Below are 15,524 nucleotides of genomic sequence, written 5' to 3'. Positions count from 1 at the left end.
TGATGGCTACTCCTCAGAGGAACAGGTGTTCGAGCGGTCCGGCCGGCAGGGAGAGCTGCAGCAAGAGGGCAAAAACGAGCCAGACGGCGAGACAGATCGCGATGCCGAGCGGTAGGGAGAACCATAGCTGGCGTTTGCCGAAGGCGCGGGCGGTCGCGGCAAAGAGCACGCCTGTGGCAATAGAGAAGCCCAGCGTCGGAAGCAGCAGCATCTGGCCGGCAAGCCCGCCGATGATCCAGGCGACCGGGGCGATCTCCTGATGCTCGCGCTCGGGAAAGTCGCGCCGGAAGGCGGCGACGGCTGTCCAGACGGCAAGACCCACGAGGCCGAAGGCGATCCATTGCGGCACAGTGGCCGGGCCGACGGGCGAATAGCCGACGACGTCGCCGAGACGGTCAACGTCCCAGAAGATCAGCGCGGCGAGGCCCGCGAGCACGAGGGCGATGACAAGCGCCGCCCCGTCGGGGCGGCGTGTTTTTGTCGTGGAGGTTGGTGCCTCGCTCATTTCACCAGCCCGATGTCCTTGAGGACGGCTTCGGTGGCGGTAACGTCCTTTTCCAGCTGGGCCTTGAAGGCGTCGCCGGCGAGGTAGGTGTCCTGCCAGCCCTTGGTCTTGAGGATTTCCTGCCAGCTGGCGGACTTGACCATCTTCTCGATGTCGGCCGAGACGGCGGCGGTCTGTTCCGGGGTGAGACCCGGAGCGGCGGCGACCATGCGCCAGTTCTCCACAACCACGTCGATGCCGCTTTCCTTCAGCGTCGGGGCGTCGGCGTTTGCGAGACGTTCGGCGCTGGAGACGGCCAGCAGGCGCAGCGTGCCGGCCTTGACCTGGGCCTCGAACTCGCCATAGCCGGAAATGCCCGCGGTCACCTGGCTGCCGAGGATGGCGGCCAGAGCCTCGCCACCGCCGGAGAAGGCGATGTAGTTGATCTTGGTCGGATCGACACCGGCCGCCTTGGCGATCAAGCCGACGGCGATATGGTCGGTGCCGCCGGCGGAGCCGCCTGCCCAGGAGACCGAACCCGGATCCTTCTTCAGGGCCTCTACCAGGTCGCCCATCGTCTGGATCGGCGAAGCGGCGGGAACCACGATCGCTTCATACTCGCCGGTCAGGCGAGCGATCGGGGTGACGTCGGTCAGCGAGACTGGGGACTTGTTGGTGAGGATAGCGCCGACCATGACATAGCCGCCGACGATGAGCGCATTGGCGTTGCCCTTGGACTGGTTGGCGAACTGGGCAAGGCCGATGGTGCCGCCGGCGCCCGGTACGTTCTGCACCTGGGCGGCCGGAGAGATGCCTTCCTGCTGCAAGACGGTCTGCATCGAACGGGCGGTCTGGTCCCAGCCGCCGCCCGGATTGGCGGGCGCCATGATGGTGTAGTCGGCGGCAAAGGTCGGCAGCGCCATGGCGCCGGCCAGGATGGTTGCCAGGATAAAGTGTTTCAAGATGAACTCCTCCGTCAGGCACTGCTCAGCGGCAGTGCATTTCTCGTTGAGCGGACGGGGGGAGCGTTCCGGCAAGCGGCTGGATCATGTCCAGGCGGACAGGTGCCGGATCCTAGAGGTCTCCTCCCGACCTTGCCAGCCAAACGCCTCCACGCGTGACTGCACTCGAATAAGATCATATCAAGCTGACATTTGCCTGACATCGCGGACGCTCTCGCGTCATGCGACCGGGACTGGGGAAAAGCATACGCCGGACTATTGCAGCCGCAAGACTTCGTTCCAGCGGCTGATCAGCCGCGCGCGCTTCACCTGGTCGAGATAGACCATGAGGCCGGGGCTGACCGGGACGGGCCTGAGCTGCTTGCCGAGCTGTTCCTGCAGCGTGGTGGCGGTGTTCTCGCCGGCGACGTCGGGGCTTACCGCGGCAATCTGCAACTGCCGCGCCATGATGGTCTGGCCCTCGCGCGACATGAAGAACTCGAGATAGGCCCGCCCGAGGTCGGGCGAGGCGGCGGCCTGCGGCACCAGGCCGATGCGCGACATGACGACCGTGTAGTCCTTGGGCAGGACGATGCCGAGATCGGGATGGCGCGAGGCCCAGTCGGCGGCGTAGGAGCCGAGGATGTTGTAGCCGAGCACGAAGCGGCCGTCGGCGATGCGCTCGAGGATGGCGGAACTGGTCGAGTAGAGCTTCACCCCGGCGGCCCCCATGGTCTGGATCACCGACCAGATGTCACCGAACTGCTCCTGGTCCCTCGCCATGAACAGGAAGCCGACGCCGGAGCGTTCTATGTCGTAGGTGCCGATGCGACCGTAGACGGCATTGCCCTGGCGTTTCAGGTAGTCGACGAATTCGGCGCGGGTGGCGGGCGGCTTTTCCTTGGTGAAGCTCGGCTTGTGATAGACGAAGACGGCCGGCTCGAAGGTCAGCGCATAAGCCGTGTTGCGCCAGTTGGCCCAGGCTGGCCAGCGAGCGCTCATCGGCAGGTCGCTGCGCTGGGCATAGCCGTCATTGGACAGCTTCACCTGCAGGTCCATGGCCGAGGAAAAGGCGAAGTCGGCGGTGCGGGCGCCGCTGTCGGTCTCCTTGACGATGCGGTCGTAGATCTCGCCGGTCAGCATGTCCTCGTAGCGCACGGCGATGTCAGGATGGGCTCGCTGGAAGGCTTCGATCATCGGCTGGGCGACCGGTTCGTCGAGCGAGGAATAGACGACGAGGGTGCGCGCGTCGCCGCCTGCCGAGCGCGCGGGAAAGAGCGTCGTGCCGGCCCGGGCGGCCCATGACTGAAGAAGGATGAAAAGGACGATGAGGAGGACTGTGCGCATTATTTGATAATGCCGTGGCTGGCAGGCGTTCACAAGCCGCAGGGTCGCCGTTAGAGTGGCGGCGAGGGGGACGATCTTGCGCATACTTTTGGTCGAGGACAATGAGACGCTGGCGGACGGCCTGAGCTCCATCCTGCGTAGCAGCGGCTATGCCGTGGACGTGGTGCGTGACGGCGCTTCCGCCGACGCGGTCACGGCCACGGAAACTTTCGATCTTGTCATCCTCGATCTGAACCTGCCGGAAATGGGTGGCCTTCAGGTGCTGCGCGCCATGCGGGCGCGCCAGGACAAGGCGGCCGTGCTGATCCTGACGGCGCGCGGCACGACGGAGGAGCGGGTCAAGGGGCTGGATCTCGGCGCCGACGACTACATGACGAAGCCCTTCGACGTCAGCGAGCTGGAGGCGCGCGTGCGGGTTCTGCTGCGCCGGCGCGCCGGGCTGCATTCCTCGTCCGTGCAATACGGCAATGTGTCCCTCGACCTGACCTCCCGCACCTTTTCCGCCGATGGCGTGCTGATCGACCTGCCGGCGCGCGAGCTCGGCATTCTCGAAGTTCTGTTCATGCGGGCCGGCAAGGTGGTGCCCAAGGATGCGATCATCCAGTCGCTGGCCGGCTTCGACGACGATCTCAGTGCCAATGCCATCGAGCAATATGTCAGCCGCCTGCGCAAGCGGCTCGGGCCCTATGGCCTCACCGTGCGCACCGCGCGCGGCATCGGCTATTATCTCGACAAGGCGGCGGAGCCGGCATGACCGCCGCCGCCTATTCGCTGCGCAGGCGATTGTTGGGCTGGCTTCTGCTGGCGACCGCCGTCCTCGGCATCGTCGCCCTGATCGATACCTATCGCGAGGCAGTACGCACCGCCAACACGGTTTCCGACCGGGTGCTCGCGGGCTCCGCCATGGCGATCGCCGAGCGGGTGATCGTCGCCGAGGACGGGACGCTCGAAGTCGACATTCCCTATGTGGCGCTCGAAATGCTGACCTCGGCGGCACAGGACCGTGTGTTCTATCGCGTCGACGGTCCACCCGGCGAGTTCATCACCGGCTACCAGAACCTGCCGACCTTCGCCGACCTCGGCGGTCAGTCCTCCTTCTACACCGACGCGATCTTCCGCGGCGAGCCGATCCGGGTCGCGGTGCTGCAACGCTCGGCCTCGACCGGCATCGATTCCGTGCCGTTCTCCGTCACCGTCGCGGAAACCACCATCGCCCGCCAGCAATTGGCGCAGGCGATCCTGCTGCGCTCGGCCGCCCGTCTGGCGCTGATGATCGGCGGCGCGGGCGCAATCGTCTGGATTGCGGTCACCTATTCCCTGCGGCCGCTCTATCGCCTCGGCGAGGCCATCGCCGAACGCAATCCCGACGACCTCCACCCGATCGAGCAATCCGTGCCGACCGAAGTCCAGGGGTTGGTCGACACCGTCAACTCCTTCATGATCCGCCTCGGCTCGGCGCTCGATGCACTGCGCAATTTCACCGGCAATGCCAGCCATCAGCTGCGCACGCCGCTCGCCATCATACGCACCCAGCTGGCGCTCTCGGCCCGGGCGACGACGCTGGAGGAAGCGAGGGCCGCGGCGCTGAAGGGCGACCGGGCCGTCGGCCATGCCGAGCACGTGCTGGCGCAATTGCTGCTGATGGCGAAGATCGATGCCGCCGGTTCGGATCATCGTCCGCCTGTTGGTCGGATCGATCTCGTCCGGGTGGCGCAGGAGGTGACGGCCGACAGCGTACCGAAGGCCACCCAGGGCGGCATCGATCTCGGCTTCGAGGGCGAGGGGACGGCCTTCGTGCTGGCTGAGCCGCTGCTGATCGGCGAACTGCTCGGCAACCTGATCTCCAATGCGATCGCCTATGCCGGATCGGGAACGGAGGTCACGGTCCGGGTTTTTACCCGTCCCGAAGGCGTCTGCCTCCAGGTGGAGGACGATGGTCCGGGCATCCCGGCGGAAAAACTCGCCTCGGTGCGGCAGCGCTTTTCCCGCGGCGAAAAGGGCGAAGGTGCCGGCCTCGGCCTGCCGATCGTCGAGGAGATCGCCCGCCTCTTTGCCGGCAGTCTGGACCTCGCGCAGGGTTCGAGTGGGCGCGGCCTCAAGGCGACCGTCACCTTTCCCCCGGCTGAATCGGTGGGCTGATCCCGCCTGCCTATTTCAGGAAGGCGCGGAAGCGGCCGAGAGAGAAGAGGAAGAGCACCGTCCCGATCGCGATCAGCCAGAGGAAATCCGGCCAGACGACATCCATTCCGGCACCGCGGAACAGGATCGACTGAGCCATGGCGATGAAATGCGTGTTGGGTGCGAAGTTCATGATCAGCTGGATGATCTCCGGCATGCTTTCGCGTGGCGTGAGCCCGCCGGAAAGCACCTGAAGCGGTAAGAGGATGAGCATCAGCAGCAGGCCGAACTGCGGCATGGAGCCGGCGACGGTCGCCAGAAAGATGCCGAGCGAGGTGGTGGCGAAGAGCTGCAGCGCCGTGCCGGCCATAAACAGCGGCAGCGAACCCTGCAGCGGCACTTCGAGAATCCAGTGCGCGACGACGACCAGCGAGAAGGCCGACGCCACCAGCACCACCAGGCTCATGGCAAGCACCTTGCTGACCATGATCTCGAAGGCAGTCACCGGCATGACCAGCAGATGCTCGATGGTGCCGTGCTCGCGCTCGCGGATGAGGGCGGCGCCGGTCAGGATGATCGACAGCATGGTGATGTTCATGATGATGTTGTTGATCGCCCCGAACCAGACATTGTTCAGCTGCGGATTGAAGCGCGCCCGCAGGGTGAGATCGACCGGCAGGTCGACCGTGCTGCGATAGCGGTTGACGAATTCGCTCACCTCGCTGTTGACGATGCTCTGGATGTAGCCCGAGCCGCTGAAGGCCTGGGTCATGCGGGTGGCGTCGACGTTGAGCTGGATGGTCGGAACGCGCCCGGCCAACACGTCCTGCTGGAAGTTGGTGGGGATGTCGAGCGCGAAGGTCGAGAGGCCCGCATCCATCCGCTTGTCCATCTCGTTGGCCGTGATGATTTCCGGCTTGGTGAAATAGGGCGGGTAGAAGGCATCCTGGATGCGCAGCGACAGCTGCGAAAGATCCTCGTCAACGATGGCGATGGCCGCCATGTTGAGCGTCTCGGGCAGCGCCCGCGCCTCGGTGTAGATCGACAGCGAGAAGGAATAGAGGATGAAGACCAGCAGCATGCGGTCCTGCACCAGGCCGCGCAATTCCTTGACGATGAGATGTCCGATATGGCGGATGCGCATGGCCTTACCTCGCCTGTTTCTTCAGGAGAACGGCGGTCAGCCCGAGGAGGATCGGGATGGCGATCAGCAGATAGATCAGTTGTTGCTGCAGGTCGGCGAAGCCGAGCGCCTTTGAGAACGTGCCTCGCGCGATGGTGACGAAATGGGTCGTCGGATAGATGCTGCCGATGAAGGCGCCCGCGCCCTTGAGTGACGAAACCGGGTCGATGATACCGGCATATTGCACCGCGGGAATGAGGGTCAGGAGTGCCGTACCGAACAGGGCGGCGATCTGGCTCGACACGAAGGTCGAGACCAGCATGCCGAGCGCCGTGGTCGAGACGACATAGAAGAGGGCGGCGACGGCGAAGGTCACGAAGCTTCCGGTGAACGGCACCTTGAAGATCAGGATGGCGAAGGCGGTCAGCAGCACGAAGTTCATCATGGCGAGCACGACATAGGGAAGCTGCTTGCCGATCAGGAATTCCAGCCGCGTGGTCGGCGTGACATAGAAATTGATGATCGAGCCGAGTTCCTTTTCCCGCACGACGCTGAGCGCGCCGAGGATGGCCGGGATCAGCAACAGGAGCAGCGGAATGACGGCCGGCACCATGGCCACCAGGCTCTTGACGTCGGGATTGTAGCGATAGCGGGTTTCCAGCGTGTAATTGCCCTTGGTCGCCTCCTCGCCATAGGCTTCGCGGATCTTTTCCGTGATCCAGTGGGCGTGCATGCCCTGTACATAGCCGCTCACCGTTTCTGCGCGGGTCGGCATCGCGCCGTCGATCCAGGCGCCGATCTCGACCGCGTCGCCGCGCAGGGCGTCCCGGCCGAAATTCGGCGGGATCTCGATCGCCAGGCTGATTTCGCCGCTGCGCATGCGCTTGTCGAGGTCGTCATAGTCCTTGAGGGGCGGATGCTCGACGAAGTAGCGCGAGCCGGAAAGCTGGGCGACATAGTCGTCGCTGATCGTGGTTCGGTCGTAGTCGAGCACGGCGAAGCTCAGCTTCTCGATGTCGAGATTGATACCGTAGCCGATGACGAACATCAGGATGACGCTGCCGATGGTCGCGAGCGTGCCGCGGATCGGATCGCGCTGCAGTTCGAGCGCCTCCCGGCGGGAATAGCTCATCATCCGCCTGAAATCGAAGAAGCGGCTTAGCAGCGATTGCTGCGGCGCGGCCTTGGCCACCGCCGCCGGCTCGGGGACTTCGACCGTCTGCGGCGCCGCTTCGGCTGCGAACTCGGTATTGCCGGCGATCGCGTCCTCGAGATAGGCGATGAAGGCCTCCTCCAGCGAGGCCGCACCGCGCTTCTTAACGATCCCGTCCGGCGTGTCGCTGACCAGCACGGTGCCGGCATGCATCAGCGAAATGCGGTCGCAGCGCTCGGCCTCGTTCATGAAATGGGTGGAGACGAAGATGGTGACCCCGTCCTTGCGCGAAAGCTCGCCGAGGATCTGCCAGAAATCGTCACGGGCGATCGGGTCGACGCCGGAGGTCGGCTCGTCGAGAATCAGGATTTCCGGCGCATGGACCATGGCGACGGCGAGCGACAGGCGCTGGCGGATGCCGAGCGGCAGCGCATCCGGCATGGCATCCATGACGTCGATGAGGTCGAAGCGTTGCGCCATTTCCGCGACGCGCGGGGCGATGCGTTCCTTCGGCAGGTCGAACAGGCGGGCATGCAGGTCGAGGTTCTGTCGAACCGTCAGTTCGCCATAGAGCGAAAAGGCCTGGCTCATATAGCCAATGCGGCGACGGACGGCGAGATCCGAGCCGTCCACGGCGTGGCCAAAAAGTTGCGCCGTGCCCTCGCTGGCGGTCAGGAGTCCGGTCAGCATCTTCATCGTTGTCGTCTTGCCGCAGCCGTTCGAGCCGAGGAAGCCGAAGATCTCGCCGCGCTCGATGCGGAAGCTCACGTCGTTGACGGCGGTGAAATCGCCAAACCGCATCGACAGGTGGCTGGCCTCGATGGCGATCTCACCGTCGAGTTCCGGATTGCGCGGCGGAATGGAGAGTTCGCCGTGGTCGCGGCGTCTCTCCTCCGGCAAAAGGGCGATGAAGGCCTTGTCGAGGTTCGGTGCGCCGGTGCGCTCCAGCAGATCCTTCGGCGTGCCCGTCGCCAGGACCTTGCCGTCGTCCATCGCGACCAACCAGTCGAAGCGGGCGGCCTCTTCCATGTAGGCGGTCGCGACCACCACGGTCATGCCGGGACGCCCTTCGCGGATGCGATCGATCAGTTCCCAGAACTGGCGGCGCGACAGCGGGTCGACGCCGCTCGTCGGCTCGTCGAGGATCAAAAGGTCGGGATCGTGGATCAGCGCGCAGCACAGGCCGAGCTTCTGCTTCATGCCGCCGGACAGCTTGCCGGCGGGGCGATTGGCGAAGGGAGCAAGCCCGGTACTCTTCAGCAGTTCGGCGATGCGGCGTTGGCGTTCCTTGCGCCCATGACCGAACAGGCGGGCGAAAAAGTCCAGGTTCTCGAAAACCGAGAGCGTCGGATAAAGGTTCTTGCCGAGGCCCTGCGGCATATAGGCGATGCGCGGGCAGGTGCGCGCGCGGTGGCCTGAATCGGCCATGTCTCCGCCGAGCACCTGAACCGTGCCGGCCTGCACCGCGCGGGCGCCCGCGAGCAGGGACAGCAGGCTCGACTTGCCGACCCCGTCCGGTCCCATCAGGCCGATCAGGCGGCCGCTCGGCAAGTCGAGCGTGATGTTGGTGAGCGCCTGGGTCTTGCCGTAGGACAGTGACACGTCCTTCAGTCCGACCACCGGGCCGGAGAAATCGGCCACCTCGTGGCGCGAGGGCTCGCTCATCGGACGACGTCGCCCTCGATGCCGGCCGGCCATTGCGCCGTCGGGTCAAGCCGCACATAGGCGACGCCCGGCAGGCCGGTCTTGACCATCTCGATGTGCTTGAGCAGCAGTTCCGGGTTGATCTTGGCCTTGACCCGGAACATCAGCTTTTCCCGCTCGATCTGGGTCTCGACCGTCTTCGGCGTAAACTGCGCGACATTGGCGACGAAGGAGACGGTCGCCGGAATAATGTATTGCGGGGCGGCGTCGAGCTTCAGCCGCACCTCCGCGCCGATCGCCACCCGGCCGGCCTGGTCGGTTGGCAGGAAGAAGCTCATGTAGACGTCGCCGAGGTCGACCAGGTTGATGACCTTGCCGCCACCGGCGACGATCTCGCCCGGCTGGGCGACGCGGAACTGGATGCGGCCGTCGCGCGGGGCGGTGAGCGTGCTGTCGGCGATCACGGTTTCGATGTTGTCGATCGCGGCCTTCGCGGCATCGGCCGCGGCCTCTGCGTTCACCACCTGGGCCTTGGCGTAGCTGATGGCGGCATCGGCTGCGGCCGACTGTGCCTCGGCGGCGGCAAGGGCCGCGCGCGCGCCTTCGGCGGCGGCCTGGTCGTCCTCCAGCGTCTGTTGCGAAATGGTGCTGGAACTGGCGAGCTGTTTGGAGCGCACCATCTTGCGGTCGGCCGAATCGAGCAGGATCTGACGTTGCGAGACGGCGGCGATCGCTGCCTTCTTCTCGGCATTGCGCTGTTCGACCAGTGCCCGCGCCGTCTCGATACCGATATCGGCCCGGCGCTTCTCGGCCTCGGCCTGGCGCAATTGCGATTCCAGCTGCTTGATATCCATCTGGGCGAGCTTCTGCCCAGCTTTGACGAAATCGCCTTCGTCGACGAAAATCTCGCTGATGCGACCGGCCGTCTTGGCCGCCACGTCAATCTCGACCGCCTCGATCCGGCCATTGCCGCTGGCGATGCCGTCCGCCAGTTCCGAGGCCTGCAGCGACTGCCAGAGATAATAACCGCCTCCGGCCGCCAATGCGAGGACGAGGGCGACAATGATCGCGTTTCGGCTGGCTGGTTTCACCGCTTCGATCTCCTGTAGAGCGGGACCCTCCCGACCCTGGGAGCGGTTCAGCTTTATTTCTAATCACTCGATTAAAACAGCATCATCTTCGCAGGTGCAATAGTGCGAACGTGACAGTTCGACGAAATCCGAAGCGAATTGGAACAGGCATGCGACAGTGCCGCCGCGCTTATATTCCGGGAGGCTGTGGCCACGTCTTGATGCCGCCGGTCCAGGTTTCGAACAGCTTGGAGAGCTTCAGCACCCGCATGTCGTCGAAGCGTGGGCCGACGATCTGCAGGCCGATCGGCATGCCACTCTTCGAGAAGCCGCAATTGATCGAGGCGGCCGGCTGTTCCGACATGTTCCACGGCACGGTGAAGGCGATGTGCTCGAATGGCCGTTCGGGGTCGTTTGTGGGCGAGGCCCAGTCGGCCGGGTAGGAGACGATCGGATTGGTCGGGGTCAGCACCGCATCGACCGTGGTGAACAGCCGGCCGCAGGTCTTGCGCATCTCGATGGTCTGACCAAAACCCTGCACCGCCTCGACGCCGGTGACATCGGCGCCCTTTTCCGCCCATTGGTGGATATAGGGCAGGATTTTTGCGCGACGCTCGTCGGGGAGGTTGCGAATGTCGCCCCAGAACTTGGCCCGCCAGAACATGTCCAGCCCGTCGAGCATGGCGCGCGTCATCACCGGCTCGACCTCGAAGACCAAGGCGCCCGCATCCTCGACGAGTTTGGCCGCCGCCAGCACCGCGTCGCGGATCTCCGACTCTGCCTCGAGGCCACACCCGGCGTCGAGCATCACGCCGATCCGCATGCCGCGCACGTCGATCTCGTGGTCCATCCAGTCGAAGTCGTTGGGCGGCAGGCTGGTGCCGTCGCGCCAGTCGGGCCGAGACAGCGTCGCCATGGCGATGGCCGCATCGTCGACGCAGCGGGTCATTGGCCCAGCGCAGCGGCCGACATAATAGGGGTCGACCGGAATGCGGCCATGGCTCGGCTTGAAGCCGAACAGCCCGGTCCAGCCGGCCGGCAGGCGCACGGAACCGCCGATGTCGGTGCCGATGTGCAAGGGGCCGTAGCCGGCGGCGCCGGCCGCCGCTGCCCCTGCGCTCGATCCGCCGGGATTCTGGCTGAGATCCCAGGGATTGCGGCTCAAGGGGTGGAAGCTCGAAAGGCCGGAGGACAGCATGCCGTAATCGGGGCAGGTGGTCTTGCCGAAGATCACCGCGCCGTCTTCCTTCAACCGAGCGGCGACCGGCGCGTCGGTCTCGGCGGGGATCAGTTCGACCGCCGCCGTACCGAGCGGCACCGGCTGGCCCCTGGTGGCGATCAGTTCCTTGAGCGACACGGGAATGCCGTCGAGCATGCCCTGCGGCGCATCGCGCAGCCATCGTTCCGTCGACGCCTTCGCCTGGGCGCGGGCGCTCTCCGGGTCATAGGCATAGAGGGCGGCGACGTGCGGCTCGAAGGTTTCGATACGCGCTTCCACCGCGAGCCAGTATTCGTAAGGGGACAGCGTTTTCGCCCGGAAATTGGCGAGGAGACCCTTGATGGTCAAATGCAGTAAATCGGTCATGTCGACATTCCGTCTCTGCTCAAATGCAATGGCTTGATCGTCTCTGGTCAGTCCGCCGAACGTGGTCGGGCAGCCATGTCCTCGGCCCTGTGGCAGGCGGCCTGGCGTCCCGGCACGATCGTCCGCAACTCGGGCCGCTCGTGGGCGCAGCGCGCGATGGCGAGTGGACAGCGGCTGCGGAAGGCGCAGCCGCCGGTCTCGGCGAGCGGGGCAGGGGGTGGCGCGCGTTCAGTAGGCTGCGGCCGGCCGAACCGCTCTATGCTCGGCTCCGCGTCGGCCAGCGCCTTCGCATAGGGATGCAGTGGCTCTTCGAAGACCGCATGCGCCGGCCCCGTCTCCACCAGCCGCCCGCGATACATCACGCCGACCCGGTCGGCGATGCAGTCGACCACGGCGAGGTTGTGGCTGATGAACAGGAAGGTCACGCCGCGCTTTTCGCGCAGGTCCATCAGCAGGTTGAGCACCTGTGCCTGCACCGACAGATCGAGCGCCGAGACGGCCTCGTCGGCGACCACCAGCTTCGGTTCGGTGATGAGAGCGCGGGCAATCGCAATCCGCTGGCGCTGGCCTCCGGAAAACTCGTGCGGATGGCGTTCGGCGTGCTCGGCCTTCAGCCCGACGCTCTCCAGCATGTCGACGACGCGGTCCTTGATTTCGGCCCGGCCCGGCTTGCGGGCCAGCACATGCAGCGGTTCGGCGACGATGCGGCCCACCTTCTGGCGGGGATCGAGCGAGCCGAACGGGTCCTGGAACACCATCTGGAAATTCTCGCGCTTGCGCATGAGGTCCTTCGGCGGCAGCAAAAAGAGATCGTCGCCATCGAAGATCACATGCCCGGTGGTCGGTCTGTCGAGTGCCATAACGAGCCGCGCAAGCGTCGACTTGCCGCAACCGCTTTCGCCCACGACGCCGAAGATCTCGCCGGCATCGACGGCGAGCGACACGTCGTCGAGGGCGCGGGTGTGGTGTGGAGCGCCGAACAGGGAGTGGCTCGCATAGTCGCGGGTGAGGGCGCGGATATCGAGGAGGGGACGGGTCATGGCTTGCATCGGCTTGGCCCCTCATCCGCCTGCCGGCACCTTCTCCCCGTCGGGACGGGGAGAAGGGACGAGCGGCACTGCCTTGGCCGTCCCCTCTCCCCGTTTACGGGGAGAGGGTCAGGGTGAGGGGCATCTCTACAAACGGAAAGCTTCGGAATGGACCAACCCATCATCTCACCTCCTCTTCCACCCGGATGCAGCGCACGCCGCGTTCGTCGGTAAAGCGGGTCCATCCGGGTTCGCCGGCATGGCAGGCGGTGATCACGTCCGGACAGCGGTCGGAAAACACGCATCCGGCCGGTAGCCGGTCGAAGCGCGGCACGGAGCCTCGAATGGTTGAAAGCCGGCCGCCTTCGCCGATGCGTTTCGGCACGGCGGAAATCAGGCCGCGCGTATAGGGATTGCGCGGTTCCGTCAGGACGTCGCTGGTTCCGCCTTCCTCCATCCGGCGCCCGGCATACATGACGATGGTGCGCCGGCACATGCGGGCGATGACGCCGAGGTCGTGGCTGACCAGCATCAGCGCCATGCCGTATTCGCGGGCCAGTTCGTCCAGAATGTCGAGCACCTCCGCCTGCACCGTGACGTCGAGTGCGGTCGTCGGCTCGTCGGCGATCATCAGGGCGGGCTTCAGTGCCAGCGCAATGGCGATGCCGACGCGCTGGCGCTGCCCGCCGGACATTTCATGCGGATAGGTCTTCGCCCGGCGTTTCGCATCCGGGATCCGCACCTGGTCGAGCAGGTCCACGGCCTGCGCCCGTGCATCGCGCCAGGATAGGCCGCGATGCCAGACCAGCCCTTCAGCGATCTGGTCGCCTATGGTCATCGCCGGATTGAGCGCCGTCATCGGCTCCTGGAAGATCATGCCGATGCGGTCGCCGCGGATCTCGCACAGCCGTCCTTCCGACGCGGCGAGCAGGTTTTCGCCGGCAAGCGCGATCGTGCCGCTGGCTTCCGCAACGCCCGGCAAGAGCCCAATGATCGCCAGCGCGAGCAGCGATTTGCCCGACCCGCTTTCGCCGACGACGCCGAGCGTATCCCCTGCTTCCAGGTCGAAGGCGACATCGGTCAGGATTGGCAGGTGGCGTCCGTCGCCGTGGCGGATGGAGACCGAGAGATCGCGAACGGAAAGGAGAGGGGTGTCGGTCATCGTCACATCCTCCCCTTCTCACGAGGGTCGAGCAGGTCGCGCAAGCCGTCGCCCAGCATATTGAAACCAAAGACGGTCAAAGCGATGGCAAGGCCCGGCAGAATGGCGAGCCATGGCGCCGTCGCCAGATAGGTCTGGGCGTCGGCCAGCATGCGGCCCCAGGTCGGGGCCGGCGGCGGCATGCCGAGGCCGAGGAAGCTCAGGCCCGCTTCTGTCAGGATTGCTAAACCGAGCTGGATTGTCGCCTGGACGATGATCTGGTTGGAGATGTTGGGCAGCACGTGTTCGAGCGTGATCAGGAACGGCCCCTTGCCGGCGCCGCGGGCGGCGAGCACATAGTCGCGCGACCAGATCTGCTGCGCCGCACTGGCCGTCACGCGGGCAAAGACCGGTACCATGAAGACGGCGATGGCGATAATCGCGGTGAACCGGCCGGAGCCCATCAGCGCGCCGAGCATCATCGCCGAAAGAATCGGCGGTACGGCAAAGATCACGTCGTTTGCCCGCATGACGAAGGCTTCGGTCAGCCCCCTTCGGGCGGCAGCCAGCACGCCAAGCGCCGTGCCGAGCGAGCCGCCGAGGGCCACGGCGGCGGCGGCCGTCGACAGCGAGTTCCACGCGCCGACCATCAGCATGGAGGCTATGTCGCGGCCGAACTGGTCGGTGCCGAGAAGGCCGTAGGCGAGCGGCGGCTTCAGCTTGTGGATGATCTGCATCTTGGCCGGCGGCAGCGGCGTCCACACGAGCGAGAGCAGGGCGATCGCCACGAGCGCCAGGATGATCGCGCCGCCGATCGCCAGATTTGGCCGGCGCAGCAAGAGCCAGGGGCTGTAGGCCGCAGGCTTTGTGGTGGTTTTGTCGACGGGCGCGCTCATCGGCCATGCCCCTTCAGCCGCGGGTCGAGCACCAGATAGGAAAGATCGACCAGAAAGTTCATGACGATGACGAGGCCGGCGAAGAACAGCACGACGTCCTGCATGACGATCACGTCGCGCTGGGTCAGGGCCTGATAGGCGAGGCGGCCGAGGCCGGGCAGGTTGAAGACGTTCTCGATCAGGATGGCGCCGGCGATCAGGAAGGTGAATTGCAGGCCGAGAATGGTGATGACGGGCACCAGCGCATTGGGCACGGCATGGCGCCAGAGCGCGGCCTGTCGCGGCAGGCCCTTGGCGCGGGCGGTGCGGACGAAATCCTCGTGCACCACTTCGAGCACCGCGGACCGCGTCACCCGCGTCAGCACGCCGGCCTGCGGCAGGGCAAGGGCCACAGCCGGCAAGAGCAGGGCCTTAAGCCCGGCGATGAGGCCGGCATCCCAGCCGGGAAAGCCGCCGGCCGGCATCCAGCCGAGCGAGATCGAAAAGGCAAGGATCAGAAGAAGCGCCACCCAGAAGCCGGGAACGGCGATGAACAGCTGGGACAGCACGCCGGCGAGATAGTCGAAGCTCGAATTGCGTTTGGCCGCCGAAGCGACGCCGAGCGGGATGGCGATCGCCACCGAGATCAGGATCGCCATCATGGCGAGCGGCAGGGTGACGGCGAGCCGCTCGGCGATCAGGCCGGCCACCGGCACGCCATAGGTATAGGACGTGCCGAGATCCCCGGTCGCCAGGCCGCCGAGCCACAAGAAATAGCGCACCGGCAAGGGCTGATCGAGGCCGAGCTCGTGGCGAAGGGCAGCCAGCGTGTCCGGGCTTGCCGAGGTGCCGAGCATGATCGCCGCCGGATCGCCGGGCAGCACGTCCATGATGAAGAAGATCAGGGCGGAGACTGCGGCGAGCGTCAGGACGAGACTTCCGAGCCGCCGGGCGATGAGGGTCAGCATCGGTGTTCCCTCACCGTGGCGCGGCACCCCCTCTGGCCTGCCGGCCA

13 protein-coding genes are annotated in these 15,524 nt (G+C 65.7%); 2 read left to right on the top strand and 11 right to left on the bottom strand.

Annotated elements, in window-relative coordinates; translation table 11 throughout:
* Nucleotides 1–13 precede the first annotated feature (13 nt).
* The 3 genes from RHIZ70P_RS08370 to RHIZ70P_RS08360 all read right to left on the bottom strand — a co-directional run bounded on the left by RHIZ70P_RS08370 (nt 14) and on the right by RHIZ70P_RS08360 (nt 2,772).
* Complete coding sequence (locus RHIZ70P_RS08370) at nt 14–505, bottom strand: tripartite tricarboxylate transporter TctB family protein (protein WP_115669916.1); 492 nt, start codon at nt 503–505, stop codon at nt 14–16.
* Nucleotides 502–1,446: a Bug family tripartite tricarboxylate transporter substrate binding protein gene (locus RHIZ70P_RS08365; RefSeq protein WP_115669915.1), complete on the bottom strand. Its 945-nt coding sequence runs from the start codon at nt 1,444–1,446 to the stop codon at nt 502–504. Before RHIZ70P_RS08365 ends, RHIZ70P_RS08370 begins: the two co-directional genes overlap by 4 nt.
* Before the next feature lie 255 nt (nt 1,447–1,701).
* Nucleotides 1,702–2,772 (bottom strand): ABC transporter substrate-binding protein, encoded by a 1,071-nt coding sequence (locus tag RHIZ70P_RS08360; protein ID WP_115669914.1) that lies wholly within the window; start codon nt 2,770–2,772, stop codon nt 1,702–1,704.
* A 76-nt stretch (nt 2,773–2,848) separates the two neighbouring features.
* On the opposite strand from RHIZ70P_RS08360, the gene RHIZ70P_RS08355 reads away from it, so the two are divergent.
* Complete coding sequence (locus tag RHIZ70P_RS08355) at nt 2,849–3,526, top strand: response regulator transcription factor (RefSeq protein WP_115669913.1); 678 nt, start codon at nt 2,849–2,851, stop codon at nt 3,524–3,526.
* Nucleotides 3,523–4,911, top strand: coding sequence for a sensor histidine kinase (locus tag RHIZ70P_RS08350; RefSeq protein ID WP_115669912.1), 1,389 nt, complete (start codon nt 3,523–3,525; stop codon nt 4,909–4,911). Before RHIZ70P_RS08355 ends, RHIZ70P_RS08350 begins: the two co-directional genes overlap by 4 nt.
* 10 nt (nt 4,912–4,921) lie before the next feature.
* On the opposite strand, the gene RHIZ70P_RS08345 is transcribed toward RHIZ70P_RS08350, so the two are convergent.
* From RHIZ70P_RS08345 to RHIZ70P_RS08310, 8 genes are all read right to left on the bottom strand, one after another.
* Nucleotides 4,922–6,034 carry an ABC transporter permease gene (locus tag RHIZ70P_RS08345; RefSeq protein ID WP_115669911.1) on the bottom strand — a complete coding sequence of 371 codons (1,113 nt, stop codon included), beginning with the start codon at nt 6,032–6,034 and terminating at the stop codon, nt 4,922–4,924.
* Between the two features lie 4 nt (nt 6,035–6,038).
* Nucleotides 6,039–8,831 carry a ribosome-associated ATPase/putative transporter RbbA gene (gene rbbA, locus RHIZ70P_RS08340; protein WP_235842178.1) on the bottom strand — a complete coding sequence of 931 codons (2,793 nt, stop codon included), beginning with the start codon at nt 8,829–8,831 and terminating at the stop codon, nt 6,039–6,041.
* Nucleotides 8,828–9,901, bottom strand: a complete 1,074-nt coding sequence (locus RHIZ70P_RS08335) for an HlyD family secretion protein (RefSeq protein WP_181903978.1) — start codon at nt 9,899–9,901, stop codon at nt 8,828–8,830. Before RHIZ70P_RS08335 ends, rbbA begins: the two co-directional genes overlap by 4 nt.
* 169 nt (nt 9,902–10,070) lie before the next feature.
* Nucleotides 10,071–11,465, bottom strand: coding sequence for an amidase (locus tag RHIZ70P_RS08330; RefSeq protein ID WP_115669909.1), 1,395 nt, complete (start codon nt 11,463–11,465; stop codon nt 10,071–10,073).
* A gap of 47 nt (nt 11,466–11,512) precedes the next feature.
* Nucleotides 11,513–12,505, bottom strand: coding sequence for an ABC transporter ATP-binding protein (locus RHIZ70P_RS08325; protein ID WP_115669986.1), 993 nt, complete (start codon nt 12,503–12,505; stop codon nt 11,513–11,515).
* Between the two features lie 169 nt (nt 12,506–12,674).
* Nucleotides 12,675–13,655 carry an ABC transporter ATP-binding protein gene (locus RHIZ70P_RS08320; RefSeq protein WP_115669908.1) on the bottom strand — a complete coding sequence of 327 codons (981 nt, stop codon included), beginning with the start codon at nt 13,653–13,655 and terminating at the stop codon, nt 12,675–12,677.
* A gap of 2 nt (nt 13,656–13,657) precedes the next feature.
* The gene (locus tag RHIZ70P_RS08315; protein ID WP_115669907.1) at nt 13,658–14,530 is read right to left on the bottom strand and encodes an ABC transporter permease; all 873 of its coding nucleotides are present in this window, start codon (nt 14,528–14,530) and stop codon (nt 13,658–13,660) included.
* Nucleotides 14,527–15,477: an ABC transporter permease gene (locus tag RHIZ70P_RS08310; RefSeq protein ID WP_115669906.1), complete on the bottom strand. Its 951-nt coding sequence runs from the start codon at nt 15,475–15,477 to the stop codon at nt 14,527–14,529. Before RHIZ70P_RS08310 ends, RHIZ70P_RS08315 begins: the two co-directional genes overlap by 4 nt.
* Between the last annotated feature and the right edge of the window lie 47 nt (nt 15,478–15,524).

The sequence above is a fragment of the Paenirhizobium selenitireducens ATCC BAA-1503 genome (genome assembly GCF_900492185.1).
Classification (GTDB): Bacteria; Pseudomonadota; Alphaproteobacteria; order Rhizobiales; family Rhizobiaceae; genus Allorhizobium; species Allorhizobium selenitireducens_A.
Note: the sequence above shows the minus strand (reverse complement) of the source record. Positions and strands in the feature narration are given on the sequence as shown.

Bases quoted from the DNA above. Each gene is read 5' to 3' on its own strand.
- RHIZ70P_RS08370 (WP_115669916.1), bottom strand. From the start codon at position 505: ATGAGCGAGGCACCAACCTCCACGACAAAAACACGCCGCCCCGACGGG.
- RHIZ70P_RS08310 (WP_115669906.1), bottom strand. From the start codon at position 15,477: ATGCTGACCCTCATCGCCCGGCGGCTCGGAAGTCTCGTCCTGACGCTC.
- RHIZ70P_RS08330 (WP_115669909.1), bottom strand. From the start codon at position 11,465: ATGACCGATTTACTGCATTTGACCATCAAGGGTCTCCTCGCCAATTTC.
- RHIZ70P_RS08360 (WP_115669914.1), bottom strand. From the start codon at position 2,772: ATGCGCACAGTCCTCCTCATCGTCCTTTTCATCCTTCTTCAGTCATGG.
- RHIZ70P_RS08325 (WP_115669986.1), bottom strand. From the start codon at position 12,505: ATGACCCGTCCCCTCCTCGATATCCGCGCCCTCACCCGCGACTATGCG.
- RHIZ70P_RS08320 (WP_115669908.1), bottom strand. From the start codon at position 13,655: ATGACCGACACCCCTCTCCTTTCCGTTCGCGATCTCTCGGTCTCCATC.
- rbbA (WP_235842178.1), bottom strand. From the start codon at position 8,831: ATGAGCGAGCCCTCGCGCCACGAGGTGGCCGATTTCTCCGGCCCGGTG.
- RHIZ70P_RS08350 (WP_115669912.1), top strand. From the start codon at position 3,523: ATGACCGCCGCCGCCTATTCGCTGCGCAGGCGATTGTTGGGCTGGCTT.
- RHIZ70P_RS08345 (WP_115669911.1), bottom strand. From the start codon at position 6,034: ATGCGCATCCGCCATATCGGACATCTCATCGTCAAGGAATTGCGCGGC.
- RHIZ70P_RS08315 (WP_115669907.1), bottom strand. From the start codon at position 14,530: ATGAGCGCGCCCGTCGACAAAACCACCACAAAGCCTGCGGCCTACAGC.